Origin of the sequence: Sphingomonas sp. (assembly GCF_041661885.1) — a bacterium.
Taxonomy (GTDB): Bacteria; Pseudomonadota; Alphaproteobacteria; order Sphingomonadales; family Sphingomonadaceae; genus Sphingomonas.
In genome coordinates this window covers 86,328-111,046 of sequence record NZ_JBAZTL010000006.1, presented here as the reverse complement: position 1 = coordinate 111,046, position 24,719 = coordinate 86,328, and the positions used below count along the sequence as shown (strand labels likewise).

The window sequence follows — 24,719 nt, the reverse complement described above, 5'->3', positions numbered from 1 at the left end:
CGACCTCTCCTACCCCGGTACTTTAGTGTACCCTGTTTGTATTTTTTTCGGCTGTATTATCGTCCAGCCGCGCGCGCCAGCGTGCCTTGATCGTCTCCGACGTGTCGCGGCTGCCATCGTGGCTCCACCCCGGCGGCATCACCAGATAGCCAAGCTTGGCACGTAGCCCCGGCGCGCGCCACACATCCTGCGCGATGCCGATCCATTCATGGAACGCCGCCCATAACAGGTTGAAGCTGCCGAGATTCTTGACGATGCCGTAATGCGGGCGGTCGTCGGTGCGCTCGGGCTCGAACGTGCCGAACATCCGGTCCCACACGATGAACACGCCGGCATAATTGGTGTCGAGATAGCGCGGGTTGGTGGCGTGGTGCGCGCGGTGGTGCGACGGTGTGTTCATCACCGCCTCGAACCAGCGTGGCATCCGGTCGATCACTTCGGTGTGGATCCAGAATTGGTAGATCAGGTTCAGCCCCGCAACGAAGAACACCATTGCCGGCGGAAAACCGATCAGGAACAGCGGCAGGCGGAAGATGAACCCGATCGAGACAAAACCGGTCCAGGTCTGCCTGAGCGCGGTCGACAGGTTATAATGCTGGCTCGAATGGTGGATGACATGGCTCGCCCAGAACCAGCGCACGCGGTGGGCCGAGCGGTGGAAGACATAATAGGCCAAATCGTCGATGACGAAGGCGAGCACGAACCAATACCATTGGTAGCCGATGTCGAACAGCCGGAACTGCCACACCCACAGCGCCATCGCGTAAACCAGCCCGACCGACAGCGCGCCCGCAAGGGTGCTGCCCAGCCCGAGCAGCAGCGAGGTCAGCGTGTCGCGCGGTTCATAGCGGGTGCGGTCGCGCAGCCGCGCCACCACCATCTCGGCCAGCACCAGGATAATGAAGCCGGGCACGGCATATTGGACGGGATCGGGCAGCTCCATGACGTTACTTACACCCTTGTCAGTGCCTCTTTGTCAATGCAGCGTGACCACAACATCGCGTGGTCGGTCGGCCGATGCCTCGATCGCGCGCACTTCGGCATCGGTTATACCGAACAATAGCACGCCGCCGAACAGCCGCTCGCCTGTTTCGACCCGCACGCCCTCGATTCCCTGGCTGAGATGCAGCGGGGCAATCAGGCGACGCGCGGCGATCCTGGCACCGTGGCGTTTGAGCACGGCGATCGCGCCATTGCCCGCGACCAGCGCCGCGCCGCCATCGGTGCCGACCACCGCATCATGCGCGATGAACCCCGCCAGCATCTGCTCGGCGGTTTCGCGCGCCTGCGCCGCGCTCGAAATGCGGCTTTCGCCCAGCCGTAGCCAGCGCGCGACCAGCGCGAGCGCGATCACCCCCGCCAGACTATAGCCGAGTTGCGCCCAGTTCATGCCGCCGTGGACAGCGCATCGAGCAGCGGGCGTAAGCTGGTCAGATCATATCCCGCCGCCGCTGCCTTGGCCATTGCCGTATCGGGGTGTGCCCCCGCCTTCACCGCCGCCAGCGCCCACAGATTGCACGAGCGCGTGCCCGAGCGGCAATAAGCCAGCACCGGCCCCTTGGCCTCGCCCAGCACCGCCGCCATCGCGTCGATTTGCGGGTGCGAGAAACCGGCATGGGTAACGGGAATGGCGGCATAACCAAGCCCGGCAGCCGCGGCGGCGGCGGCAATTTCGTCGCCGGTCGGCTGGCCGAAATCCTCGCCATCGGGGCGGTTGTTGACGATGGCGGTAAAACCCGCCGCCGCGAGCCCTGCCAGATCCTCGAGAGAAATCTGCGGCGCGACGGAGATGGTGGCGTCGATGGTGCGGAGTGTGGTCATGCGGTTACTTCTAACCCGCACGGTGGCGTTGCGGAAGCGGCAGATTTTGGTCGGGTGGAGAAGAAAAGCTAAGCGCAGAGCGCCTAAAACCGCCGCACCACCGCTAGAAACGCCTCGCCATAGGCCTCGAGCTTGCGCGTGCCGACGCCGGTGATCCGCCCCATCGCCGCGAGTGTCGCCGGTCGCAATGTCGCCATCTCGCGCAGCACCGAATCGTGAAAGATCACATAAGGCGGGACGCTCGCCTCCAGCGCGAGTTCGCGGCGCCGGGTGCGCAGCGCCTCGAACAGCGGATCGCCGCTCGGGTTCAATTGCGCGCCGGTGCCGCCGCGCGTGCGCCGCGTGCGCTTGGGCGGCACGATCAGATCGACGCGCTCACCTTCCTTCAGGATGCCGCGCGCACCGGGCCCGAATTCGAGCCCCCCGAAATCATTCGCGCGCAGCGCATCGCGCAGCAACAGCGCGCGCCCGACCGGCTTGATGAGCGCCGCTTCCTCAGGGCTGGAGGCGATACCGAACACGCCCAGCGCCTCATGCCCGTTCATCAAGCTGCGCTCGCTCGACTGGCCCATCAGCACCTGTTCGATATAGCCCGCACCAAAGCTCTGGCCTGTGCGAAACACTGCGGAGAGGAATTTCCTCGCCACCTCCGTCGCATCCACGCTGGCCGGAGGACTGAGGCAATTGTCGCAATTGCCGCAATTTTCAGGGCTGTCGTCGCCGAAATGCTTGAGCAGGATGCGCCGCCGACACCCTGCCGTTTCGGCCAGCGCGCCGAGCGCCGCCAACCGCTGCCGCTCGCCCGGCTGGCGCGCGGGTTCGACCTCGCCAATGCGTTGCCGCGCCCGCGCGAAATCCTCGGCCCCCCAGAACAGATGCGCCACCGCCGGATCGCCATCGCGCCCCGCGCGCCCCGTTTCCTGATAATAGGCCTCGATCGACTTGGGCAGCCCGGCATGGGCGACGAAGCGCACGTCGGGCTTGTCGATGCCCATGCCGAACGCGACCGTCGCGCACATCACCATGTCTTCGGAGGCGACGAAATCGGCCTGGTTGCGCGCGCGCACCGCTGGATCGAGCCCGGCATGATAAGCGCGCGTCGGCCGTCCGGTCTTGGCCAGCGCCTCGGCCATCTTCTCCGTCCCCGCGCGGCTCTGGACATAGACGATGCCCGCCCCCGGCGTTTCCGCGATCAGATCGGCGATCTGGCGCGTGGCATTGTCCTTGGGGCTGATGCGGTACTGGATATTGGGCCGGTCGAACCCGGCGACGATCATCCCGTCGTGCGGAATGCCGAGCTGGTCGAGAATGTCGGCGCGGGTATGCGCGTCGGCGGTCGCGGTCAGCGCGAGGCGCGGCACCTCGGGAAAGGCATCGAGCAGCGGGCGCAGCAGCCGGTAATCGGGGCGGAAGTCATGCCCCCATTCGGACACGCAATGCGCCTCGTCGATTGCGAACAGCGCGAGCGGTGCCTGCCCCAGCAAATCGCGAAAACTGCCGCTCGAAGCACGTTCGGGCGCGACATAGAGCAAATCGAGCTCGCCGCGCCTAAAGCGCGCGATCGTCTCCATCTGGTCGGTATCGACCGAGGTCAATGTGGCCGCGCTGATCCCGATCGCGGTCGCCGCGCGCAACTGATCGTGCATCAGCGCGATCAGCGGCGACACCACGACGCAGGTGCCGGGAAGGGCGAGTGCCGGAAGCTGATAGCAAAGCGACTTGCCCGCCCCCGTCGGCATTACCGCCAGCGTGTTCTCGCCCGCCAGCACGCGCTCGACCACCGATCCCTGCACCCCGCGAAAGGCGGGAAAGCCAAAGGTCGATTGCAATATGGGGAGGGGGTCGATCACACCCCCTCTTGCGCGAAGCCCCCCCTCCCATGCAAGCACGCGCAATGGACACCGTGCGCGACAACAAGGCCGAGGCCGAATTCGAACTGACCGTCGGCAGCAAGCGCGCGGTCGCGGCCTATCAAATGGAAGGCGGTACGATCGTCTTCACCCATACGATCGTGCCCAAGGCGCTGGAGGGCCGCGGCGTCGGCTCCAAACTGATCCGCGCCGCACTCGATTCGGCGCGCGACCGCGGGCTGAAGGTCATCCCGCAATGCCCGTTCGTCGCGGCTTATATCGAGAAGCATCCGGAGTATCGGGAATTGCTGGGGTGAGTGCGCGATTACGGAGCGGACGACGGGATACGTAGTAAACGAGCTACCCCTTCCCACTCGCCAGGCTCCCCAGGGGGCTAATGGAAAACTGATTGGCGACATTCATAGTCGACCGTTTGCCGCCCCTAGTGCGTCAGCGCGCGCGAAATCCATGACCAGAGATCATTGCCAAACGCCCGCAACTGACCCGCCGGGTTCTCCAAGTGCCGGTTAGGAATTGACCATCGAGCATTCCAGTTAAGCGCAAGCGCGGGGGCAAGATCAGCGCGGTTGTCAACCTCATCATTCCAATAAATAACTGGAACCGCGATTGCGTCAAAGCCAGCAGCATGTGCTGCGCCGATCATCCCCCGAATATCGCCGATGTCATTGGCAGCCACGTGACTCGGCATCACAACAAGGTCTCTCTCCCTCCAATCGGGATCGTTCCCGTCCAACGCAGCAACGACTGAACCATACTTGCTTCGCTCGACTTCTTGATAGGATCGACCAAAGACATAGGCGTCAACGTGACGCCCCCAAGGGGTAATCATGTTTCGCACGCCCTTACGATGCAGATCTATCTTTGTACCGATCGCCTGCGACACCATACTGCGAATGATCGTAGATTTACCGTGATTGTTGTTTGCCAACAGAACCACGAAAAGTCGCCTGCAAATATACATACCCCCCCCCTTTAAACCATTTTTCCTGTCACATTCTTTCTCAACAATCCGTTCTTATTTATCCGCAATCCAGTCGTGTAAGACGGATTTCTTATCAATGCCCACCATTTTTGTTCGCGCCGAGCCTCACTCCGCCGCCACCGACTCCTCCGCCCGCTCCTGCGCCTGGCGGTTCCACATTTCCGCATACAGCCCGTTCTTGCGCAGCAGCACGGCATGGCTGCCGCGCTCGACCACGCGCCCCGCTTCCAGCACGACGATCTCGTCGGCATGGACCACGGTCGACAGCCGGTGCGCGATCACGATGGTGGTGCGGCCGCGTTCGATTGCCTGCAGCGTATCGAGAATTTCGCCCTCGGTGCGGCTGTCGAGCGCGCTGGTCGCTTCATCCAGGATCAGCACCGGCGGGTTCTTGAGCAAGGTCCGCGCGATCGCCACGCGCTGCTTCTCGCCGCCCGACAGCTTCAGCCCGCGCTCGCCGACACGCGTCGCATAGCCCTCGGGCTGGCGCTCGATGAACCCCGCAATCGCCGCGCCCCGCGCCGCAGCCTCGATCTCGTCCTGCCCGGCCCCTTCGCGACCATAAGCGATGTTGTAGCCGATCGTGTCGTTGAACAGCACGGTATCCTGCGGCACAATGCCGATCGCCGAGCGCAGGCTCGCTTGCGTCACCTGCGCGATGTCCTGTCCGTCGATCGTGATGCGTCCGCCGGTCAAATCATAAAAACGGAACAGCAGCCGCGCGAGCGTCGATTTGCCCGCGCCCGATGGCCCGACCACCGCCAGCGTCTTGCCCGCCGGAATATCCAGGTCGATGCCCTTGAGGATCGGCATCCCCGCATCATAGCCGAAGCGCACATCCTCGAAGCGCACATGCCCGCGCGCCACCAGCAGCGGCGTGGCGTCGCCTGCATCGACCACCTCTGATTGCGTATCGATCAGGTCGAACATCGCGCCCATGTCGATCACGCCTTGGCGGATCGTGCGATAGACCATGCCGAGCAGATCGAGCGGGCGGAACAGTTGCGACAGCAGCGTGGAAACGAACACCACGTCGCCCGCCGAGAATTTGCCGCCGCCCCAGCCCCAGGCGACGAACGCCATCCCGCCGCCGAGCATCACATTGGTGATGAGCGCCTGCCCGACGTTGAGCCATGCCAGTGAATTTTCGGAAATGACCGCGGCATTGGCATAAGCCGCCATCGCCGCGTCATAGCGCTTGCCCTCGCGCTCCTCCGCACCGAAATACTTCACCGTCTCGAAATTGAGCAGCGAATCGACCGCATGGCTCACCGCCCCGGTATCGAGATCGTTCATCCGCGTGCGCAACGCGGCGCGCCAGTCGGTCACCATCCGCGTGAACCAGATATAGGCGACCACCATCACCATCGTCGCCGCGACCAGCCCCCAGCCGAAGCTCGAACGGAAGATGTTGAGAACCAGCAGCAGCTCCAGCACCGTCGGCGCGATGTTGAACAGCATGAAATACAGCATCGTATCGATGCTCTTGGTGCCGCGCTCGACCACCTTGGTAACGGCCCCCGTGCGCCGCTCCAGATGGAAGCGCAGGCTGAGCTGGTGCAGGTGGCGAAACACGCTCGCCGCCAGCCGCCGCGTCGCATCCTGCCCGACACGCTCGAACACGGCATTGCGCAGATTGTCGAACAGCGTCGTCGCGAAGCGCGCACCGGCATAGCCCAGCACCAACGCGATCACGATCCACATCGCCGACCGCTCGCCCTGCGCCATGCGGTCGACCGCCCATTTCAGCGTATAAGCGCTGGCATAGACCTGGGTGACCTTGGACGCCGCGACCAGCAGCATCGCCCCCACGATCCGCAGCCGCAGCATCGGCGCATCGGTTGGCCACAGATAGGGCAGGAAGCGCTTGAGCGTCGGCAGCATGGGCCGTTCGGGCGCGGTCGAGGAGGTGGCGGTATCGGGGGGCATGTCGCCCCCATGTAGGCGCGGTCAAGCCGTATCGGAAGCGCTTGATGGAACCAGCGAGGCGTCTCGTCGGTTTTACTGAGCGAACGGAGACGATCATGGAACCGCTCTTCTATGTCATGGCGATCATGGGATGCGGAGACGGCAGCACGGCCTGCCAGCAGGCCCGCGTCGAGCCTGCGCATTACCGATCGATCCGCGCTTGCCAGATGGCGATGCCCGCTGCCTTGGCGCGCAACAGTGACATTGATTATCCGGTGATCGCCGCATCGTGCCGCGCAACCGGCGAGCGCGTGGCACAGGCCGCCCCCCGCACGCCACGCGGATGATTCCCAGCACGCGCGGTGCGTGATAGGCTGGTTGCGAAAGCGGGGCCGATTTCCATGCGTAAACTTTTTGCCGTTGCAGCCGGGTGTCTGGTCGCGTTCGCGCTCGTCGCCCTGTTCGATTTTGTCGGCAGCGTGCTCTATCCGGTGTCGGGCGACATCAATACTGCCGACCGCGCGACGCTGGCGGCGCTGATCGCGAGCATTCCCTTGCCCGCCAAGCTGCTGATGGTGGCGGGCTGGCTGGCCTCGCCGCTCGGCGGTGCCTGGCTCGCCTTGCGTATTGCCGACGGGCATTGGGTCGGCTGGCTGGTGACGCTGGTTTTTCTGGTGGCGGGCCTCGTCAATCAGGTGATGCTGCCGCATCCGTTGTGGATGCAAATCTGCGCGGTGGCGATGCCGCTCCTCGGCGGCTGGTTGGCGCAAAAGCTGCACCACAAACCCTATCCCGGCGAACCGTTGCTCGGCTGAATCAGCGCGGCCGCGTCCAGAGCGAAGGATCGCGCGGCTGCGGCGGATAGAGCGTCGCGCGCTGCGTCGCCTCACGCCATGCCCGCACGATGAACCCAATCTTGGCGACCCCCGAGGTGCTCACCCGCCGATCCCATGCGCGCGCGCCAAGCATGGCTACTTTGCGCCCGAGCGCGCCATAAATCCCCGCCGCCGCCAGCACCGCCCAGGCCGAGCGGAAGGGGAGCGCCGGGGTGCCAAGCCGCGCGCTCGCCTCATAACGCGCCGCCAGCGTGCCCAACCGTTCACCCAACTGCCCCAGTCGTTCGCGATAGGGCTGTGCCAGCATGTCGTCCGCCGGAATGCCCAGCTCGTCGAGCCACGCCTGTGGCAAATAACACCGCCCAGCGCCCGCATCCTCCGCGACATCGCGCGCGATATTGGCGAGCTGGAATGCCAGCCCGAGATCGCACGCGCGGTCGAGCGTCGCGTCATCGGCGGCGGGCACGCCCATCGCCAGCGCCATCATGCAGCCGACCGCGCCCGCGACATGATAGCAATACCGATACAAATCCTGCTCGGTCTGCGGCCGCCACCCTTGCGCATCGAGCGCGAAGCCGGCGATCAGGTCGCGCGCCAGCGCCGGGGGCAACGCCGTCTCGGCGGCAAAGATCCGCAGCGCATCGAAGGCGGGGTCGCCCACCACGATCCCGGCCAGCGCCGCCTCGGTCAGCGCCGAGATTTCGGCCAGCCGCGCCGGGCCATCGCTGACCCCGGTCATGCCGTGGCCGTGGTCCTGCCCGTCGGCAATGTCGTCGCACGCGCGGCACCAGGCATAAAGCAGCCACGCCCGCTCGCGCGTCTTGGGCGCGAACAGGCGGCTGGCGGCGGCAAAGCTCTTCGATCCGCGCGCGATCGATTCCTGCGCGGTCGCGACGATCGCATCGCGCGAGGGCGCAGCCGCGCTCAAAGGTCGCGCGCGCCGATCTTGGTAATCGTCTCGATCGGCACATGCTCGGCCATCTGCGTCAGCAGTCCGTCAAGCGCGCCGTCGATCAGCAGGATCCCGGCATGTTGCGGCCGCAGGAACCCGACGCTCGCCATATGGTGATAGAAAGCGATCAGATGGTCGTAATAGCCCGCCACGTTGAGCAGCCCGACCGGCTTGGCGTGATAGCCGATCTGCGCCCAGCTCAGCGCCTCCCACAATTCGTCCATCGTGCCGGTGCCGCCGGGCAGGTTGATGAAACCGTCGGACAGATCGGTAAACGCCTGTTTGCGCTGGTGCATCGTGCCGACGACATGGAGTTCGCTTAAGCCCTGATGCGCGACTTCGGCATCGACCAGCGCCTGCGGGATGATGCCGATCACCTCGCCGCCCGCCGCCATTGCCGCATCGGCCACCGCGCCCATCAACCCGAGCTTGCCGCCGCCATAGACGAGACCGATGCCGCGCTCGGCCAGCGTCCGGCCAACCGCTTTCGCACACTCGATATACACCGGATCGGCGGGCGTCGCCGATCCGCAATAAACCGCCAGCCGCTTCATGACGGACTCCCCTCCCTTCCAGGGAGGGGAGATTCTGCACGTTCATCGTTCATTCTCCAACATCAACGCCGCCGTCGCCTTCGCACTGCCGACCACGCCCGGAATCCCCGCGCCCGGATGCGTGCCCGCGCCGACGAAATACAGGTTCGGAATATGGTCGTCGCGATTGTGCACGCGGAACCACGCGCTTTGCGTCAGGATCGGCTCCAGCGAGAAGGCGCTGCCGAGATGCGCGTTCAGATCGTGTGCGAAATCGCTCGGCGCATAATGGAATTTGGTCACGATCCGCTCGTGAATGTCGGGGATCAGCCGCCGCCCGACCTCATCGAGGATGCGCTTCTCCAAAATCGGACCGATCTCGGTCCAGTCGACCGGGAATTTGCCGAGATTGGGCACCGGTGCCAGCACATAGAAGGTCGAATGCCCCTCAGGCGCCATCGACGGATCGGTCACGGTCGGGTGATGCAGGTAGAGCGAGAAATCCTCGGGCAGCACGCCATGATCGTAAATGTCGGCGAGCAGCCCCTTATAGCGCGGCCCGAACAGGATCATGTGGTGCGGAATGCCCGGCCACGTGCCCTTGATCCCGAAATGCACCACGAACAGCGACGGCGAATAGCGTTTGCGCAGCAAACCCGTCTTGGTCCGCTGCGCACTGCGCGAGGATTTGAGCAAGTCGCGATAGCTGTGCAGGATGTCGCTGTTGCACGCGACCATGTCGGCATCCTGGTGCCAGCCGCTCGCGGTGGTGACGCCGGTCGCGCGGTCGCCGAGCGTCGCAATGTCGACCGCGGCATCGTTCAGCCGCAACACCCCGCCCAGCCGCTCGAAATGCTTGACCATCCCGGCGATCAATTGGTTGGTCCCGCCCATCGCGAACCACACGCCGCCGTCTTTTTCGAGCTTGTGGATCAACGCATAGATCGCGCTGGTGTTCATCGGATTGCCGCCGACCAATAGCGTGTGGAACGACAGCGCCTGGCGCAGATGCTCGTCCTTCACATAAGACGACACGATCGAATAGACCGAGCGCCACGCCTGATATTTGGCAAGCGCGGGGGCCGCTTTTATCATCGACGCGAAATCGAGAAACGCAACCGAGCCGAGCTTACGATAGCCCTCTTCATAGACCCCGGCGGAATAGTCCAGAAACTTGGCATAGCCCGCGACATCGGCGGGGTTGAGCTTGGCGATTTCGGCGCGCAGTGCGGGTTCGTCGTTCGAATAATCGAAATTGACGCCATCGGGCCAGTTGAGCCGGTAGAAAGGCGATACCGGTGCCAGCGTCACGTCCTCGGCCATGTCGCGCCCGGTCAATGCCCACAGTTCCTGCAGGCACGGCGGATCGGTGATGACGGTTGGCCCGGCATCGAACACGAAGCCGTCTTTCTCCCACACATAAGCGCGACCACCCGGCTTGTCGCGCGCCTCGACGATGGTCGTCTCGACCCCGGCCGATTGCAGCCGGATCGCCAGCGCCAGCCCGCCAAAGCCCGCGCCGATGACGATCGCGGTGCGCGGCGTGCCGCGCGGTGCCGCCGAACTCATGCCGGCTTTCCTCCAACGACCGCGCGCAGCGCCCGCGCGATCGGGACGGGGGGCTTTCCGGTCAAAATCCGTACCTTGTCCATCATCGTCGATTGTCCTGCATAGAAGCGCCGCACAAGCTGCGGATCGAGCCGGTAAAACCGTTCGAGAATGCGGTAGCGCTCATCGGGGTCGGCGGCGCGGAACAGCATCCGGTCGAGCATACGATAGAAGCCGCGCGCCTGCCACGTTCGTTTTGCCACATCGTGCGTCAAGCGGTGCAACGCGCTGCCCGACAGGTCGCTCGCCCGCGCGATTGCGGTGGCAAGGCGTACGGCATCGGGCAGCGAATAACCCGTGGTCGGGTGGAACAGCCCGGCGCGCATCCCGGCCTTGGCCACCTTGTTGCCGCCCGATTGCCAATAAGCCTCGAAATCGCCGCCCATCGCCACCGGCAGCACGCCCCATTCCTCACGCGTGACGGTGCGCGTGTCCCAGCCATGCGCCGCGCCATAGGCACGGACGCGCTCGGCGACCGGGTTGGCAACGCTCCCGCCCGGCTCCGCCCGCGCGAGATCGGGCGTGTCGCTATAATAGGTATCCTCGATGAACAGCCGCGTCGCCGACAAGGGCAGCGTATAGACGAAGCGATAGCCATCGATTTGCGTGACGGTGGCGTCCATTACGATCGGGCCTGACAGCGCGTGCGGCTCCTCCAGCGCAAATTCCAGCCCGACGAATTTCTGCCAGCCAAGATCGAGCAGGGAAAGATCGCCCGATCCGCGCGCGTCGATCACGCCCTTGGCCTCGATCCGGTCGCCATCGGCCAGCACCACCGCGGTTGGGCTGGCGGCAAGCACCTTGCGCCCCGTCATCACCGCCTCGGGCGGGAGCGCGGCGCGCACCACCGCGTCGAGCCGTTCGGACTCGATCGAATAATACGCGCTTTTCAGCGTGCGGCGATGCGCCGGAAACGCGATGTCATAATGCGTCCAGCCATAACAGATCAGCGGCGCGACCAGCCAGCGATCGTCCTGCGCGATGTCGCTGGCAAAGAACGACCAGAGATGGTTGCCGCCAATGCTGGCCGATCCCTCGACGATGCGGATGTCGAGACCGGGCCGCTGCTTGGCCAAAGCCAGCGCGATCAGCCCGCCTGCCAGCCCGCCGCCGACGATGGCGATATCGCAGGGGATGATCGAAGGCATAAGGCAAGCGATAGCCGAAACCCCGCGTGGCGCAAGCATCCGCCCTGACGAAACCGCCTGACGGACGGTGCGGCACGCGCTACAGCCGCAGCATGGTCGCCCTTGCCATCCTTGCCTCCGCGCTCGCCATGTCGGTGATCGTCGGGGTGCGTTACTTGCTCGTTTCGGGCGTGTTTGCGGCGGCGACGCGCGCGCGCCATCCGGGGCTGTATGATGGCCTCTCGCCACAAATTCGGCGCGAGATCGGCTGGAGCCTCGCCTCGGCGCTGATCTATGGCGTGCCCGCAGGGGTGCTGGCCTGGGGCTGGCAGAATCGCGGCTGGACGCGGATCTACAGCGATGTCCACGCCTATCCGCTGTGGTATTTGCCGCTGTCGGTGCTGCTATACCTCGTCGCGCACGACACGTGGTTCTACTGGACGCATCGCTGGATGCACTTGCCGCGCGTGTTCCGCCTCGCCCACGCCGTCCACCATGACAGCCGCCCGCCGACCGCCTGGGCCGCAATGGCGTTCCACCCGATCGAGGCGGTCACCGGCGCTGTGATAATTCCGCTACTGACGCTCGCGATTCCGATCCACATCGGCGCACTGGGCTTGGTGCTCGGCATCATGACGGTTATGGGGGTAACCAATCATATGGGGTGGGAGCTTTTCCCCCGGTTCATGTGGGCCGGTCGCGTAGGGGGCTGGGTGATTACCGCGAGCCATCACCAGCGGCATCACGATCTGTATCGGGGGAATTATGGGCTTTATTTCCGTTTCTGGGATCGTTTCTGTGGCACCGACAAGGGCATCGGGGATTTCACGCGCGCCCATGCGCAGGCTAGCTTGCGTGGGCGGCGTCGGGGCGGCGCTGCTGCTGGTGCTGCCGGGCGCGGTGGCGACGACTGACCTGTCGGTCGATATCGCCAATGTGCGGTCGCACAAGGGCCTGGTGCGCGTGTGCCTGACCGCCGACCCCGCCAATTTCCCCGCCTGTATCGACGATGCGAAGGCGGTGACGCGCTCGATCCCGGCCAGCGCCACGGGGCTTCATTTCGACGGGCTCCCGCCGGGGGGCTATGCCCTTGCCGTCATCCATGACGAGAATGACAATAAGAAGCTCGACACCTTTGCCGGCATCCCGCGCGAAGGCTTCGGCTTCTCGCGCAATCCGCCGATTGGCTTTGGCCCGCCGCGTTTTGCCGCCGCCCGCTTCACCCTGACGGGTGATGCCGATCGGCAACAGGTGCGGATGCGATATTTGCTCTGACCCGGTGACGGCGGAGCCAAAGATGCCTTGAGGGCGTTACCCTGCCAAATTCTCTCTCTCGGAGCTGCCTGTGATCGACCGCCGTTTCTGCGTTTCCGCCGCCGCCTTGCTGTTGGCAAGTGCAACCCCCGCGCTTGCCCAGGAGCAACCGGCAGGGTCCGAACGCGACCGGATCGCCGCGGATTTCGATAAGGACAGCGTCACGGTTGGTGTCGGCGGCGCGTATTTTCCCGATTATGAAGGCTCGAAGACCTATCGCTTCACGCCCGCGCCGGTGGCGATCGGGTCGGTCAAAGGGTTCGCCTTCTCGGTCATCGGCAACCGCGCGAGCCTGGATGTGATCCCCAACCGGCCCGGGCGGACGATCGATCTGCAATTGGGCCCGGTCGGCGTGGTCAATTTCGATCGTTCCAGCCTCTCCAGCATCGACGACTCCCGCATTCGCGCGCTGGGCAAACGCGGCACCGCGATCGAGCTTGGCGGTTATGTCGGGATCGGCAAGACCGGGGTGATTACCAGCCCATATGACAAGGTGTCGGTGTCGGTCAGCTATCGCAAGGGCGTGTCCGGCGGGCATCGCAGCGATATTTGGGAGCCGCAATTCACCTATCTCACCCCGCTTAGCACCAAGGCGGCGGTCGGCGTCTATGCCTCGGCCGAGCATGTCGGGCAGGGCTATGCCGAAAGCTATTTCAGCATCACGCCAACGCAAGCGCTGGCCAGCGGGCTGCCAACCTTCAACGCCCGCAGCGGCTGGAAAAGCTATTCGACCGGCGGGTTTGTCACCTATGCGTTGACGGGCAATCTGCTCCACGGTTTCAAGTTGTTGGCTGGCGGCAGCTATTCGCGCGAACTGGGCGATTTTTCCTACAGCCCGGTCACGCGCATCGCCGGTTCGCCCAATCAGTGGTTGGCCGCCGCAGGACTCGCCTACACCTTTTGAAAAACCGCCGGTCGGCTGGGCGACCCGGCAGGGGCCATTGGCGTCTGCCGGGTCGTTGCATTCAGGCGATACATGGTGCCGAGATGGACGTAACCCGCTCTAACCGGCGCAAAGTTGGCGCGGGGCGCCAAATCCAGTCTTGCGTCGCCACGCCCGAGGTGCCACGCAGCCGCTGCCAGAAGGCCGTTTCACGATAAAGAGGGTTCGCCCGCATGACCGATCTCGCCCAGGACTCCGGCGCACAGCCTCTCGACCGGCTCGAAGCCGGTGCAGAACGCAGCAGTGAGCGCCGAGAATTTTTCCGCACCGCGCTTGGCGCGGGTGCCGTCGCGGTGGTGGGTGCGGCAGCGGTGGCGATCGGGTCGGTCGCGACCGCGCAGACCGCCAATGACGCCGCGTTATTGAACATCCTGCTCAATTTCGAATATCTCGAAGCGCAATTCTATGCCTTCGCGGTAACCGGCGCGGGGTTGCCAAGCGGTCAGCTTACCCCCGGCAGCGCCAGCACCACCACCGTGGGCGCGGTAACCGGCGGTCGGCAAGTCAGCTTCGCCGATCCGGTGCTTGCGCGACACGCGCGCGAGCTCGCCAATGAGAAAGCGGCGCATGTCGCCTTCCTGCGCACCACGCTCGGCACCGCCGTCGTTGCTCAGCCCGCCATCGATTTGGGCAGCACCGCGACGAGCGCCTTCAGCGTCGCGATGCGCGCCGCCAATGTGGTTGCGGCGGGGGCTGCATTCGATCCCTTCGCCAGCGATAACAACTTCCTGCTCGCCGCCTTCTTCCTCGAAGACGTGGTGGTTACCGCTTATAAAGCGGCGGCGCAGTTGCTTTCCGACACGAACTCTCGCGATGCTGCCGCCGGTTTGCTCGCCGCCCATGCGCATCACGCCGCGCTCATTCGCACCGTGCTGTTTACCAGGGGCGCGACCACCGCGACGCTGCGCACGCAGGCCGATGCCATTTCGGCGGTGCGCGATACGCTCGACGGGACGGTGCGGGACGATGTCGGCATTTCGCCCGCAGCCCTTGCCAACAGCCAGCTCACTGCGCTCAATGGCCTGGTTGCCTCGAACGTTGTGCCTGCCGGCGTTGACGGCATTGCCTTTGGTCGGTCCGCGCCGAACGTGCTCAACATTTTCTATCTCAACAGCCTGGCGGTCACCAGGGGCGGGTTTTACCCGAACGGGCTCAATGCCTCGGTCGTGACCAGCGCCGCCAACTGAGCATTTTCGTCCTTATTGCCTTCGCCCGTATGGGAGAGTTTACGTGATCGACAGCGACATCCTCGTGCAAGCCACCGATGCGGGCGACCGCCGCCGCGCCGGCCGCCGCGATTTTCTGCGTAGCGCCAGCGTCGCGACGCTGGCCATCGGCGGCAGCGCGCTGCTCACCGCCTGCAGTGGCGGCACCAGCGCGGGCACCGCGACCCCAACCCCGACCGACAGCACCACGCCGACGCCAAGCCCAAGCTCGACCGACACGCTGCGCGATCAGGATACGTTCAATTTCCTGCTCAACCTCGCTTATCTCGAGGCGCAGTTTTACAGCTTTGCGGTAACCGGCGCGGGCCTGCCGAGCGTGTTGATTGCCAAGGGCGACGGCAACCAGACCGTGCAGGGCGCGGTGACCGGTGGTCGCCAGGTCACCTTCACCGATCCGCTGGTCGCGCAATATGCGCGCGAGATTGCCGCCGACAAGGTCGCCCATGTCGCGTTCCTGCGCTCGGCATTGGGCGCGGCAACGGTGGCGCAGCCTGCGATCAACATCGATGGCAGCGCGAGCGGCGCGTTCAGTGCGCTGGCGCAGGCGGCAGCCGTCGTCGCGGGCGGTGCCGCGTTCGATCCTTATGCCAGCGACGAGAATTTCCTGCTGGCGGCGTTCCTGTTGGAAGACGTCGTGGTTACGGCCTATAAGGGCGCGCAATCGACGATCGCCACCGCATTGTTGATCGATGCGGCAGCGGGCATTCTCGCCACCAAATCCTATCATGCCGGGCTGATCCGCACCGTGCTTTATGCCAAGGGTTCGGTCTCGACCCCGTCGCTGCTGACCAACGCGGACCTCATCAGCAATGCGCGCGACGGTTTCGACGGCGCGAGCGATCTCGACCAGGGCATCGTCGGCGATTCGGTCACTTCGAACATCGCGCCGCTCGACAGTAACGGCCTCGCCTTTGGCCGTACTGCGGGCCAGGTGTTGAACGTGTTCTACCTCAACCGGAACGCGGTTGTTGGCGGCGGCTTCTTCCCCGGCGGCCTCAACGGCAACATCAGGACCAGCGCCGCGAACTGAGGCCCTATTACGGGGCTTTGCAGCCGCGCACGATGCGCCTAGAACGACACCATTCCCCGGGGGGCCGCTGATCGGCGGCTGAGAGGAAAGCGCGAGCTTTCGACCCGTTTGAACCTGATCCCGTTAGCACGGGCGGAGGGAGGGAGCGGTGTCCATGCAGGGTTTCCGTTTTCGCTCCATCCGAGTCTTTGGAGCGCATCATGGCCGACATCCCCGCCCGTACCGAAATCGGCGTCACCACCGGCGCCATCCGTGGCAGCCGTAAAATCTATGTCCCGTCGCCCAACATTCCCGGCGCGGGCGTGGCGATGCGCGAGATCGTGCTCGAACCCTCGGCGGGCGAAGCCCCGTTGCGCGTTTACGACACGTCGGGCCCGTACACCGACCCCAAGGCGCAGATCGACATCAACCGCGGCCTGCCGCAGCTCCGCCGCGACTGGATCCTCGCGCGCGGCGACGTTGAATCCTACGATGCGCGCGAAATCCGCCCCGAGGATAACGGCCTCACCGGCCCGGATCGCTCGGCGGGCGTACCCCAATATCCCAACGTCGTGAAGCGCCCGCTGCGCGCCAAGGCAGGCGCAAACGTCAGCCAGATGCACTATGCCCGGCGCGGCATCATCACGCCCGAAATGGAATATGTCGCGATCCGCGAGAATCTCGGCCGCGCCGCCGCCAAGGAACAATTGATCCGCGACGGCGAATCGTTCGGCGCCAGCATCCCCGATTACGTCACCCCTGAATTCGTCCGCGATGAAGTCGCGCGCGGCCGTGCGATCATCCCCAACAACATCAACCACCCCGAATCCGAACCGATGGCGATCGGCCGCAACTTCCTGGTCAAGATCAACGCCAATATCGGCAACAGCGCCGTCGCGAGCAACGTCGCCGCCGAAGTCGACAAGATGGTGTGGTCGATCCGCTGGGGCGCGGACACGGTGATGGACCTCTCCACGGGCCGCAACATCCACGACACGCGCGAATGGATCCTGCGCAACTCGCCAGTGCCGATCGGCACCGTGCCGATCTACCAGGCGCTCGAAAAGGTCGGCGGCGTGGCCGAAGACCTGACCTGGGAGATCTTCCGCGACACGCTGATCGAGCAAGCCGAACAGGGCGTCGACTATTTCACGATCCACGCCGGCGTGCGGCTCGCCTATATCCCGATGACCGCCAAGCGCGTCACCGGCATCGTCTCGCGCGGCGGCTCGATCATGGCGAAATGGTGCCTCGCGCACCACAAAGAGAGCTTCCTCTACGAACGCTTCGACGAAATCACCGAGATCATGAAGGCGTATGACATCGCCTACAGCCTCGGCGATGGCCTGCGCCCCGGCAGCATCGCCGACGCCAATGACGAAGCACAGTTCAGCGAGCTCTATACGCTGGGCGAGCTCACCCACCGCGCGTGGAAGAGCGACGTGCAGGTGATGATCGAAGGCCCCGGCCATGTGCCGATGCACAAGATCAAGGAGAATATGGACAAGCAGCTCGAAGTGTGTGGCGAGGCACCCTTCTACACGCTCGGGCCGCTCACCACCGACATCGCGCCCGGCTATGACCATATCACCAGCGGCATCGGCGCCGCGATGATCGGCTGGTATGGCACTGCGATGCTGTGCTACGTCACGCCCAAGGAGCATCTGGGCCTGCCCGACCGCGACGACGTGAAAGTCGGCGTGGTGACCTACAAGCTCGCCGCGCACGCCGCCGATCTCGCCAAGGGCCACCCCGCCGCCAAGCTGCGCGACGATGCGCTCAGCCGCGCGCGCTTCGATTTCCGCTGGCGCGACCAGTTCAACCTCTCGCTCGACCCCGATACCGCCGAGCACTATCACGACCAGACCCTCCCCGCCGAAGGCGCCAAGACCGCGCATTTCTGCTCGATGTGCGGCCCGAAATTCTGCTCGATGAAGATCACGCAAGAGGTACGGGATTTTGCCGGCAAGCAGAATCAGGGCGTCGAAGGCTTCATCGCCACCGGCCCGACCGGCGCAGAGACCGCCGCTGCAAGCAAGGCCGCGGCGATCAAGGGGATGGAGGAGATGAGCGCGCTGTATAATGCGTCCGGGCGCGAGCTTTATATTGGCGCTGGTGGCCGGGAGCGGAATTAAACTTTTACACTCGACAAGAAAATACACGAAAGTCTGTTGCCGTTGTAACGTCCTTAGTCCTACCTTGCGCAAAACGTCGTGGGGAGGGCTAAATGGCCGAGCGTGTTACCTTGGATGCAATGATTCAACGGGCTGACTTCGCTATAGGGGCCAACGACGGGACGACGACCGAGCAAATTCAAACCCTTTCCGTGGAGTCTCTGTCATCATCATCGATGATTGTTCCCATGTTGAGAAAACCTGACTTTCAGCGAGAAACAAATCAGTGGACGACTCAGCAGCTCGTCACATTTTTGACGAGCTATCTGGACTTGGAGTTGATACCCTCAGTTATTCTATGGCGTTCCCCAGCCTATGTTTTTGTAATCGATGGTGGTCACCGACTTTCCGTTCTGAGAGCTTGGATTGAGAACGACTACGGTGATGGGATCGTCTCGCAGAAGTACTTTGGTAACGAAATATCAGATGAACAAAAGCGAATTGCTGATAGAGTTAGAAAATTAGTCGGCGCCGCAGTTGGTACATACGCTCAGGTTAAGGATGCCCTTGTAAATCCCGATAGTTACGACCGCGAAATGGTGCAGCGAGCTCGTAATATGGCAACGCGCCAATTGTCGCTGCAGTGGGTAGTTGGTGATGCCCTCAAAGCTGAAAGCTCCTTTTTCAAAATAAATACACAGGGAACTCCGCTCGATAAAACCGAGGAAACCTTGCTACGTAACAGGAAACGGCCCGTTGCAATTGCAGCTCGTTCGATTCTAAGGGCTGGAACCGGCCACAAATATTGGTCGCAATTTGACGCCGAAAAGGCCCATCAAATCGTTGAGATATCCAAAGAGATCCATCAGCTTCTTTTTAAACCTGATTTGCGACAACCTATAAAGACGTTGGCGTTACCATTGGGTGGCGGGGCTTCCCCTGTAAATGCGCTAGAACTACTGATCCGATTTACCACTCTCGCGTGCGCAAGTCAGCAAACGCAATACCCAGCAATTGAGTCGTTTCCTGATGATTTAGATGGAGACGCAACTATTACTGTTTTGAAAAAATGTCTCTCCGTGGCGTCGTGGCTAACTGGGAACAATGCGGCTAGCCTTGGACTACATCCAGCCGTCTATTTTTACACCGATCAGGGAAGGCATAGCACGGACATGTTTCTGGCTTTTGTGAGCCTTGTTTCGCGAAAACTTACTTTTAATCATAAATCATTCTTTGCGCAGTTCATTAAAAATAGGGCAGAAGTAGAAATATTCCTAATTAATCTTAAACCTTTGCTAGCTCTTCTTATAAATGCTGTCACCAGCCGCGCGCGAGTGCAAAAGCTTTCAGAGTTCATCGAAGCGATTGTCAGCCGTGCAGATGCGGGCGAACCTCTCGATGTAAAATGGGCCATCGAATTCATTGCTCCAAATAGCCGAACTAAGCTACTTGGTGCAGTCGATGCTGCTGCAGGCCAAGAGTTTACCCGTGAGACAAAATCTGCAATTTTTATGAGAGATTCTCTCCAAAGCGCGTTGAAATGCAGCATCTGCTCGGGCTACTTAGAGCCGAGCGTATCAGTCTCGTATGATCACGATACCCCTGTAAGGGACGGGGGCCGGGGTTCTGTTGAAAATGGGAAGTTAACACACCCATACTGCAATACAGGTATCAAAAACTGATAAAGATATGCTCCCATTCGATTTTGACACTTACTAATGAGAGTCGATATACGCAAAGCACGCTCCACGCCGAACTGCTCGACGCTATAATCGCGAATATCCGCCAGATCGCTTTCGGCCCGGCGGCTTAGCTCAAGCCGCATCGGCACTCGGGTGTTGCGCGCGCAGCCCGGCGCGCAGCTCGTCGAGATAGTCGAACGGATCGCGCTCGCTCACCCCCGAAGCCCGCCCCGCATCGATCGCCGCCTGCAGCGCCGCCAGCTTCTCGGCATCCTCCCGGTCGCGCCGCACCAGGTCGCAGATATAGTCGCTGGTGCTACTGAACCCGCCCTCGACGGCGCGCGCGTCTGCCCAACGCTGGAGATCGTCGGGAAGGAAGACGTTTAGCTGCGCCATCGCCGAAATATATGATGACGCGCCAATACCGACAAGCGGCTCAATAATGATACCGACACTGCGCAACCTGCAACGTCTGCGCAGCCCCGGTCCCCACCACCCGGTACACCAGCCGGTGTTCCTGGCTGATCCGTCGCGACCACCAGCCCGACAAATTCCCGCCCAGCGGCTCGGGCTTGCCGGTGCCCTTGAACGGGTGGCGGCGGCATTCCTCGATCAGGGTGTGGAGCTTGTCGAGCGTCTTCGCGTCCTGCTCCTGCCAATGGCGGTAATCTTCCCACGCCGTCGGCCAGAACGCCACGTTCACGGGAAAGACACGGCCTTCGGCTCTTCCGCCTCGAACCCGCGCACAGCCTCCAGCAAGCGCTCGGCATTTTTGGGCGAACGCAGCAGATACAGCGTCTCCTCGATCGACGCCCATTCGCTAGCCGAGACCAGCACTGCCCCCTCGCCGCGCTGGCGCGTGATGGCGAGCGGGGCGCGGTCGGCGACGACCTTGTCGATCATCGCCTTCAAATTCTCCCGCGCTTCGGAATAGGATACGGCTTGCATCGTCAGACTATGGACAAAACCTTGTCCAATGTCAACGGAATCGGGAAGCCCACCCGTCAAAATCCGCTGTCCTACACGCGCGCTTTCTGGTTCATCCTGGTCCATGACCACGGCTCGCAAACGCTCCGCCCGCGCTGTGTCCGGCAGTGCGCCTTCGTCACCCAACCGGGACTTTACGCCCGTCGCGCTGCGCGGGCGCCACGATGGCTGGACGCCCGAGCGACAAACCGAGTTTATCGAGGCGCTGGCCGAATGCGGCTGTGTCGATGCCGCGTGCCGGCGTGTCGGGCTGGACCCGAGCTCGGCCTATCGCCTGCGCCGCCGGGTCGATGCGCAAAGCTTTCGCCAGGCGTGGGATTCCGCTTTGTCCTACGCGATCCGGCGTTTGTCCGACGCGGCCTTTTCGCGCGCCATTCACGGCGTTTCGCGCCCGGTCTTCTATCAGGGCGAACAGATTGGCGAGCGCCGCCATTATGACGAGCGGCTGACGATGTTCCTGCTGCGCTACCGCGACCCTGCGCGCTACGGCAAATGGCTCGACGGGATGGTCACGATCGAGCGGTACGACGGCAAGGCGATCGACCTGTCCAAAATGGTCGATCGCGTCGAGGAGGATGCCTATTACCGCGCGTTCGGCGCGGTGGTGCGGCGGCATGAACCGATCCGGCAGGCGCATCTGGTGACGCCCGAAGAACTGGATGCGATACGCGCGCACGCCGAGGCGCGGCGCGAGGCGGCTGAAGAGCGGCGCACCCAGCGCGAGGCGGAAGCGGACTGGCAAGCGTATCTGGACACGCTCGGTCCCGACGCGGGCGAGGACCGGAGTGGGGGCGAATCCACGGGGACGTAGCGTGGACTTTGTGGACTTCCGCAGGCGGTTCACGCCGTTTCGGCTAGTGTCCAGTCGATCGGCGCGCGGCCATGCGCCTCCAGAAACGCATTGGCCTTGGAGAAAGGGCGGCTGCCGAAAAAGCCATTGTGCGCTGCCAGCGGAGAGGGGTGCGCCGATTTCAGCACCAGATGCCGCCCGCCTTGCGTCACATCGGTGACGAACGCGGCCTTCTTCTGCGCGTGCGCGCCCCATAGGATGAAGACGGTCGGCTGCGCGCTTTCCGCCACCAGGCGGATCACGGCGTCGGTGAAGCGTTCCCACCCCTGCCCCTGGTGCGAGGCGGCGGCACCCTCGCGCACTGTCAGCACGGCGTTGAGCAACAGCACGCCCTGTTTGGCCCACGCCTCCAGAAAGCCGTGGCGGGGCGGCGGAATGCCGAGATCGGCCTCCAGCTCCTTATAGATATTGCGCAGGCTCGGCGGCAGGCGCACGCCGGGCTGGACTGAGAAGCACAGGCCATGCGCCTGCCCCGCGCCATGATAGGGGTCCTGCCCCAATATAACGACGCGCACGTCCTCGCGCGGCGTCAGATCAAGCGCGCGGAACCAGCTTGCAGGGGGTGGGAAGACCGGCGTGCCCGCCGCGCGCTCGGCGGCGAGGAAGCCCTTGAGCGCCTGCATATACGGCTGCTCGAACTCCGCCGACAGCGGTTCGCGCCAGCTCGGATGCAGCTTGATCGCGCGCTCGGCCACTCGGAAGGCTCAGCGCTTCTTGACGAACTCGGCGCGCAGCACGAGGCCCTTGATGCCCTCATACCGGCAATCGATTTCCTGCGCGTCGCCGGTCAGCCGGATCGACTTGATAAGCGTGCCGCGCTTCAACGTCTGCCCGGCACCCTTCACGGTCAGGTCCTTAATCAGCGTCACCTGGTCGCCATCGGCCAGCACATTGCCGACCGAATCGCGCACCACCACCACGTCATCCTCGTTCGCCCCCGTGCTGGCGGCGCTGGCGGCGACCCATTCGCCGGTGGCTTCATCATAAACGAAGGTGTCGTCGTCGTTCGTCATGCTCATCCCTTGATGTTGACCATCGCCACCGGCTGGCCCTTGGCTGTGGGGTTGGAAGCGTTTGCCTTGGGCGCCTTTTCGGCCTTGGGCTTGCGCACTTCCTTGTTCGACTTCTTCTGGCTCTTGGCCATTGCGGTTCCTGACCGGGGCGGAAGGCCCCGCGCGACCCTAATCCCAAACCGCACCGCGACCCGCATCAATTCGCGCGTGGTAAAAGAGCGGCGCTTGATCGAAGTCAACAGGATTTCCGATCCGGGCCAACGCGGCTGCGCCGGAAGAGCAGGGCAGCGCAACCTATTGCGCACAGGGTGCTGCGAGCGGAGGATTAGAACGCCCCCGGCACCTCGCGTTGAACGGTGTTGGGCCGATCGGGCGAGAGCAGTTCGAGCGGCTGCTGCGGCCGGGCGACGCGCGCGCCCTGCGCACTTTGCAGGCCGGATGCCGCCGTCACTGCGGTGCAACTGCGACCGGCAAGAAAATCGAGCGCCGCGCGCGTGGAACTTTCCTGCGAACTTCCAAGCGCATGGGTGAGATCGTCGCCCGCCTGGCAACTTGCCTCGACCGTTCCGGCCAGGCCGTCATAATAGGCGCCCTGTCGGTTGGCATTCTGCAGCGCGAATGCGATGACGCGCAGTCGGTCGTCGCATTGCGCGCGGTCGAGCGCGATTTGTCCGACGGGTTTGCCATAAGTGTTGGTGCCGATCAGCGCGGCATTGGCGTGCAGATACGGAATCTGCGCCGCGATTACCAATTCGCTGGCCGATGCCGTACCCGCAGTACCGATGAAGGCGATTTTGGTCGGCGCGATCGATTGCGGCTGCGGCGCGAACATGGCGGTGATGTTGTTGGCAGCCTTTTCCGGACGGAAGGTGGTATAGTCGATCACGTCGGACGTGGAGCGATTGGCGCCGAGCAAATTGCTCATCAGCTCGGCAATCGAAACCAGCCCGCCGCCATTGTAGCGCAGGTCGATGATGACATTGGTAATCCCCGCTGCCCGGAACGACGCGAAGGCGCTCCGCAATGCCGGGTCCGCCGTGGAGATGAAGGTTCGCAAGTTGATATAGCCGACTTGCCTGCCGCCATCGGTGATGATCTGCGCGCCATAGCGGTTCGATACCGGCGTCAGCGCATAATCGGTCTTGCTGATCGAAACCGTCCGCGTGCCGTTTGCGTCGTTTACGCGCAGAACACGCGTGGTGCCCGCCGTGCTCGGCCCCAACGCGTTGGTGATCCCGGCGCTTCCCTCGGCGGCAAGAATCGAATCGACGGACCGCAAATCGGCGCTCGTGGTGCCAATCGCGAGGATCTCGGTGCCACGGTCGATTCCGGCGGAAAGCGCGGCAGTGCCCTCGAAGCTTTCCGCGATATAAACCCGCCGCGCGGTTGGATCGACGGAAAGGCGAAAGCCAAAACCCGCGCTCGAACCCGAGGTGTAGAAGGCGTCTTCCGACGCAATCGAGGTAAGATAGGTAAAGTATCGGTCCTTGCGCTGCGCCCGCGCGGTTGCGGTCAGCGCGTCGATATAATCGCTGACCGTGGTATAAGGCGTCGGGTCGAGCGTCGCCGGCAGCGTATCGGGGAACAGATACCATTCCCGCAGTTGCGCCGCCGCCCAATCCTGCCGATCGCGCAGCGAGCAGGTGCCGCTGCTGGCAGGGCTTGGTGTGGGAGTCGATGCGGTTGGGGTCGGGGTCGATCCGCTCGACGTGCCGCCCCCACCTTCGCCGCAGGCCGAGAGCAAGGCGGCCAGTGTGATAAGAACCGTCGGGACGCGCGCGCGGATCATATACACCTCTCAATTTCCCGGTTGAAGCCTGCCACGAACGCTATCCGTGGTAAAGCCGTGGCGGACGAGGTGGTGATAGCGGGCAGCAGGCCCCGCGTCCGATCATGCAATCGGCGCGAGGGAGACTGCGGTGGAGGCCAGCAACGCGGTGAAA

28 protein-coding genes and 1 riboswitch are annotated in these 24,719 nt (G+C 63.6%); of the genes, 11 read left to right on the top strand and 17 right to left on the bottom strand.

What is annotated here, in order from left to right; translation table 11 throughout:
* Positions 1-22 precede the first annotated feature (22 nt).
* The 4 genes from WC704_RS12720 to recQ form a co-directional block, all read right to left on the bottom strand.
* Positions 23-943, bottom strand: a complete 921-nt coding sequence (locus tag WC704_RS12720) for a sterol desaturase family protein (protein WP_372890441.1) — start codon at positions 941-943, stop codon at positions 23-25.
* A 33-nt stretch (positions 944-976) separates the two neighbouring features.
* Positions 977-1,390 carry a hypothetical protein gene (locus WC704_RS12715; RefSeq protein WP_372890439.1) on the bottom strand — a complete coding sequence of 138 codons (414 nt, stop codon included), beginning with the start codon at positions 1,388-1,390 and terminating at the stop codon, positions 977-979.
* Positions 1,387-1,821 (bottom strand): TIGR01244 family sulfur transferase, encoded by a 435-nt coding sequence (locus WC704_RS12710; protein ID WP_372890437.1) that lies wholly within the window; start codon positions 1,819-1,821, stop codon positions 1,387-1,389. The genes WC704_RS12715 and WC704_RS12710 overlap by 4 nt, the downstream gene beginning before the upstream one ends.
* A gap of 83 nt (positions 1,822-1,904) precedes the next feature.
* Positions 1,905-3,671 carry a DNA helicase RecQ gene (gene recQ / locus WC704_RS12705; protein WP_372890434.1) on the bottom strand — a complete coding sequence of 589 codons (1,767 nt, stop codon included), beginning with the start codon at positions 3,669-3,671 and terminating at the stop codon, positions 1,905-1,907.
* A gap of 44 nt (positions 3,672-3,715) precedes the next feature.
* On the opposite strand from recQ, the gene WC704_RS12700 reads away from it, so the two are divergent.
* Positions 3,716-3,988, top strand: a complete 273-nt coding sequence (locus WC704_RS12700; RefSeq protein WP_372890432.1) for a GNAT family N-acetyltransferase — start codon at positions 3,716-3,718, stop codon at positions 3,986-3,988.
* A gap of 125 nt (positions 3,989-4,113) precedes the next feature.
* Here the strand turns inward: WC704_RS12700 and WC704_RS12695 are convergent, their stop codons facing one another.
* Both WC704_RS12695 and WC704_RS12690 read right to left on the bottom strand, forming a co-directional pair.
* Positions 4,114-4,629 carry a hypothetical protein gene (locus WC704_RS12695; protein ID WP_372890430.1) on the bottom strand — a complete coding sequence of 172 codons (516 nt, stop codon included), beginning with the start codon at positions 4,627-4,629 and terminating at the stop codon, positions 4,114-4,116.
* 150 nt (positions 4,630-4,779) lie between these two features.
* Positions 4,780-6,603: an ABC transporter ATP-binding protein/permease gene (locus WC704_RS12690; protein WP_372890428.1), complete on the bottom strand. Its 1,824-nt coding sequence runs from the start codon at positions 6,601-6,603 to the stop codon at positions 4,780-4,782.
* A 95-nt stretch (positions 6,604-6,698) separates the two neighbouring features.
* Between WC704_RS12690 and WC704_RS12685 the strand changes: the two genes are divergently transcribed.
* Together WC704_RS12685 and WC704_RS12680 are read left to right on the top strand one after the other, a co-directional pair.
* A complete protein-coding gene (locus WC704_RS12685) occupies positions 6,699-6,929 on the top strand; it encodes a hypothetical protein (protein ID WP_372890426.1) in 231 nt (76 codons plus the stop codon).
* A gap of 54 nt (positions 6,930-6,983) precedes the next feature.
* Entirely contained in the window at positions 6,984-7,397 is a 414-nt protein-coding gene (locus WC704_RS12680) for a hypothetical protein (protein WP_372890424.1), read from the top strand.
* Position 7,398: 1 nt separating this feature from the next.
* Here the strand turns inward: WC704_RS12680 and WC704_RS12675 are convergent, their stop codons facing one another.
* The 4 genes from WC704_RS12675 to crtY are packed head-to-tail and all read right to left on the bottom strand — an operon-like array spanning position 7,399 to position 11,659.
* Positions 7,399-8,346, bottom strand: a complete 948-nt coding sequence (locus tag WC704_RS12675) for a phytoene/squalene synthase family protein (RefSeq protein ID WP_372890422.1) — start codon at positions 8,344-8,346, stop codon at positions 7,399-7,401.
* Complete coding sequence (locus WC704_RS12670; RefSeq protein ID WP_372890420.1) at positions 8,343-8,924, bottom strand: TIGR00730 family Rossman fold protein; 582 nt, start codon at positions 8,922-8,924, stop codon at positions 8,343-8,345. The genes WC704_RS12675 and WC704_RS12670 overlap by 4 nt, the downstream gene beginning before the upstream one ends.
* 42 nt (positions 8,925-8,966) lie before the next feature.
* Positions 8,967-10,472 (bottom strand): phytoene desaturase, encoded by a 1,506-nt coding sequence (locus tag WC704_RS12665; RefSeq protein WP_372890418.1) that lies wholly within the window; start codon positions 10,470-10,472, stop codon positions 8,967-8,969.
* Complete coding sequence (gene crtY / locus WC704_RS12660) at positions 10,469-11,659, bottom strand: lycopene beta-cyclase CrtY (protein ID WP_372890415.1); 1,191 nt, start codon at positions 11,657-11,659, stop codon at positions 10,469-10,471. The genes WC704_RS12665 and crtY overlap by 4 nt, the downstream gene beginning before the upstream one ends.
* A gap of 92 nt (positions 11,660-11,751) precedes the next feature.
* Between crtY and WC704_RS12655 the strand changes: the two genes are divergently transcribed.
* The 7 genes from WC704_RS12655 (at position 11,752) to WC704_RS12625 (ending at position 19,926) form a co-directional block, all read left to right on the top strand.
* Entirely contained in the window at positions 11,752-12,552 is an 801-nt protein-coding gene (locus tag WC704_RS12655; RefSeq protein WP_372890751.1) for a sterol desaturase family protein, read from the top strand.
* On the top strand, positions 12,476-12,913 hold the full coding sequence (locus WC704_RS12650) for a DUF2141 domain-containing protein (protein WP_372890413.1): 438 nt from the start codon (positions 12,476-12,478) through the stop codon (positions 12,911-12,913). The genes WC704_RS12655 and WC704_RS12650 overlap by 77 nt, the downstream gene beginning before the upstream one ends.
* Positions 12,914-12,983: 70 nt before the next feature.
* Complete coding sequence (locus WC704_RS12645; protein WP_372890410.1) at positions 12,984-13,856, top strand: MipA/OmpV family protein; 873 nt, start codon at positions 12,984-12,986, stop codon at positions 13,854-13,856.
* A 212-nt stretch (positions 13,857-14,068) separates the two neighbouring features.
* Complete coding sequence (locus tag WC704_RS12640) at positions 14,069-15,082, top strand: ferritin-like domain-containing protein (protein ID WP_372890408.1); 1,014 nt, start codon at positions 14,069-14,071, stop codon at positions 15,080-15,082.
* Between the two features lie 43 nt (positions 15,083-15,125).
* Entirely contained in the window at positions 15,126-16,151 is a 1,026-nt protein-coding gene (locus tag WC704_RS12635) for a ferritin-like domain-containing protein (protein ID WP_372890406.1), read from the top strand.
* Positions 16,152-16,198: 47 nt separating this feature from the next.
* Positions 16,199-16,309, top strand: a riboswitch (TPP riboswitch).
* A 42-nt stretch (positions 16,310-16,351) separates the two neighbouring features.
* Positions 16,352-18,265 (top strand): phosphomethylpyrimidine synthase ThiC, encoded by a 1,914-nt coding sequence (gene thiC, locus WC704_RS12630; protein ID WP_372890404.1) that lies wholly within the window; start codon positions 16,352-16,354, stop codon positions 18,263-18,265.
* A 92-nt stretch (positions 18,266-18,357) separates the two neighbouring features.
* On the top strand, positions 18,358-19,926 hold the full coding sequence (locus tag WC704_RS12625; RefSeq protein WP_372890402.1) for a DUF262 domain-containing protein: 1,569 nt from the start codon (positions 18,358-18,360) through the stop codon (positions 19,924-19,926).
* 132 nt (positions 19,927-20,058) lie between these two features.
* Here the strand turns inward: WC704_RS12625 and WC704_RS12620 are convergent, their stop codons facing one another.
* The 3 genes from WC704_RS12620 to WC704_RS12610 are packed head-to-tail and all read right to left on the bottom strand — an operon-like array spanning position 20,059 to position 20,874.
* On the bottom strand, positions 20,059-20,322 hold the full coding sequence (locus WC704_RS12620; RefSeq protein ID WP_372890400.1) for a type II toxin-antitoxin system ParD family antitoxin: 264 nt from the start codon (positions 20,320-20,322) through the stop codon (positions 20,059-20,061).
* A gap of 40 nt (positions 20,323-20,362) precedes the next feature.
* Positions 20,363-20,629: a Txe/YoeB family addiction module toxin gene (locus tag WC704_RS12615; RefSeq protein ID WP_341204060.1), complete on the bottom strand. Its 267-nt coding sequence runs from the start codon at positions 20,627-20,629 to the stop codon at positions 20,363-20,365.
* On the bottom strand, positions 20,626-20,874 hold the full coding sequence (locus tag WC704_RS12610) for a type II toxin-antitoxin system Phd/YefM family antitoxin (protein WP_372890397.1): 249 nt from the start codon (positions 20,872-20,874) through the stop codon (positions 20,626-20,628). Before WC704_RS12610 ends, WC704_RS12615 begins: the two co-directional genes overlap by 4 nt.
* A 103-nt stretch (positions 20,875-20,977) precedes the next feature.
* Here WC704_RS12610 and WC704_RS12605 point away from each other — a divergent pair, with 103 nt between their 5' ends.
* Positions 20,978-21,724: a hypothetical protein gene (locus WC704_RS12605; protein ID WP_372890395.1), complete on the top strand. Its 747-nt coding sequence runs from the start codon at positions 20,978-20,980 to the stop codon at positions 21,722-21,724.
* A gap of 29 nt (positions 21,725-21,753) precedes the next feature.
* Here WC704_RS12605 and ung read toward each other — a convergent pair whose 3' ends face one another.
* The 4 genes from ung to WC704_RS12585 form a co-directional block, all read right to left on the bottom strand.
* Positions 21,754-22,458, bottom strand: coding sequence for a uracil-DNA glycosylase (gene ung, locus WC704_RS12600; RefSeq protein ID WP_372890393.1), 705 nt, complete (start codon positions 22,456-22,458; stop codon positions 21,754-21,756).
* A 9-nt stretch (positions 22,459-22,467) separates the two neighbouring features.
* Entirely contained in the window at positions 22,468-22,776 is a 309-nt protein-coding gene (locus tag WC704_RS12595) for a zinc ribbon domain-containing protein YjdM (RefSeq protein WP_372890391.1), read from the bottom strand.
* A gap of 2 nt (positions 22,777-22,778) precedes the next feature.
* Positions 22,779-22,907, bottom strand: coding sequence for a hypothetical protein (locus tag WC704_RS12590; protein WP_269473377.1), 129 nt, complete (start codon positions 22,905-22,907; stop codon positions 22,779-22,781).
* 194 nt (positions 22,908-23,101) lie between these two features.
* A complete protein-coding gene (locus tag WC704_RS12585) occupies positions 23,102-24,565 on the bottom strand; it encodes a S41 family peptidase (RefSeq protein WP_372890388.1) in 1,464 nt (487 codons plus the stop codon).
* Between the last annotated feature and the right edge of the window lie 154 nt (positions 24,566-24,719).

Excerpts from the sequence above, each read along its gene's own strand:
- WC704_RS12720 (WP_372890441.1), bottom strand. The coding sequence starts at position 943 with ATGGAGCTGCCCGATCCCGTCCAATATGCCGTGCCCGGCTTCATTATC.
- WC704_RS12715 (WP_372890439.1), bottom strand. The coding sequence starts at position 1,390 with ATGAACTGGGCGCAACTCGGCTATAGTCTGGCGGGGGTGATCGCGCTC.
- WC704_RS12710 (WP_372890437.1), bottom strand. The coding sequence starts at position 1,821 with ATGACCACACTCCGCACCATCGACGCCACCATCTCCGTCGCGCCGCAG.
- WC704_RS12700 (WP_372890432.1), top strand. The coding sequence starts at position 3,716 with ATGGACACCGTGCGCGACAACAAGGCCGAGGCCGAATTCGAACTGACC.
- WC704_RS12690 (WP_372890428.1), bottom strand. The coding sequence starts at position 6,603 with ATGCCCCCCGATACCGCCACCTCCTCGACCGCGCCCGAACGGCCCATG.
- WC704_RS12685 (WP_372890426.1), top strand. The coding sequence starts at position 6,699 with ATGGAACCGCTCTTCTATGTCATGGCGATCATGGGATGCGGAGACGGC.
- WC704_RS12680 (WP_372890424.1), top strand. The coding sequence starts at position 6,984 with ATGCGTAAACTTTTTGCCGTTGCAGCCGGGTGTCTGGTCGCGTTCGCG.
- WC704_RS12670 (WP_372890420.1), bottom strand. The coding sequence starts at position 8,924 with ATGAAGCGGCTGGCGGTTTATTGCGGATCGGCGACGCCCGCCGATCCG.
- WC704_RS12665 (WP_372890418.1), bottom strand. The coding sequence starts at position 10,472 with ATGAGTTCGGCGGCACCGCGCGGCACGCCGCGCACCGCGATCGTCATC.
- crtY (WP_372890415.1), bottom strand. The coding sequence starts at position 11,659 with ATGCCTTCGATCATCCCCTGCGATATCGCCATCGTCGGCGGCGGGCTG.
- WC704_RS12655 (WP_372890751.1), top strand. The coding sequence starts at position 11,752 with ATGGTCGCCCTTGCCATCCTTGCCTCCGCGCTCGCCATGTCGGTGATC.
- WC704_RS12650 (WP_372890413.1), top strand. The coding sequence starts at position 12,476 with ATGCGCAGGCTAGCTTGCGTGGGCGGCGTCGGGGCGGCGCTGCTGCTG.
- WC704_RS12640 (WP_372890408.1), top strand. The coding sequence starts at position 14,069 with ATGACCGATCTCGCCCAGGACTCCGGCGCACAGCCTCTCGACCGGCTC.
- thiC (WP_372890404.1), top strand. The coding sequence starts at position 16,352 with ATGGCCGACATCCCCGCCCGTACCGAAATCGGCGTCACCACCGGCGCC.
- WC704_RS12625 (WP_372890402.1), top strand. The coding sequence starts at position 18,358 with ATGGCCGAGCGTGTTACCTTGGATGCAATGATTCAACGGGCTGACTTC.
- WC704_RS12620 (WP_372890400.1), bottom strand. The coding sequence starts at position 20,322 with ATGGCGCAGCTAAACGTCTTCCTTCCCGACGATCTCCAGCGTTGGGCA.
- WC704_RS12610 (WP_372890397.1), bottom strand. The coding sequence starts at position 20,874 with ATGCAAGCCGTATCCTATTCCGAAGCGCGGGAGAATTTGAAGGCGATG.
- WC704_RS12605 (WP_372890395.1), top strand. The coding sequence starts at position 20,978 with ATGACCACGGCTCGCAAACGCTCCGCCCGCGCTGTGTCCGGCAGTGCG.
- WC704_RS12595 (WP_372890391.1), bottom strand. The coding sequence starts at position 22,776 with ATGACGAACGACGACGACACCTTCGTTTATGATGAAGCCACCGGCGAA.
- WC704_RS12590 (WP_269473377.1), bottom strand. The coding sequence starts at position 22,907 with ATGGCCAAGAGCCAGAAGAAGTCGAACAAGGAAGTGCGCAAGCCCAAG.
- WC704_RS12585 (WP_372890388.1), bottom strand. The coding sequence starts at position 24,565 with ATGATCCGCGCGCGCGTCCCGACGGTTCTTATCACACTGGCCGCCTTG.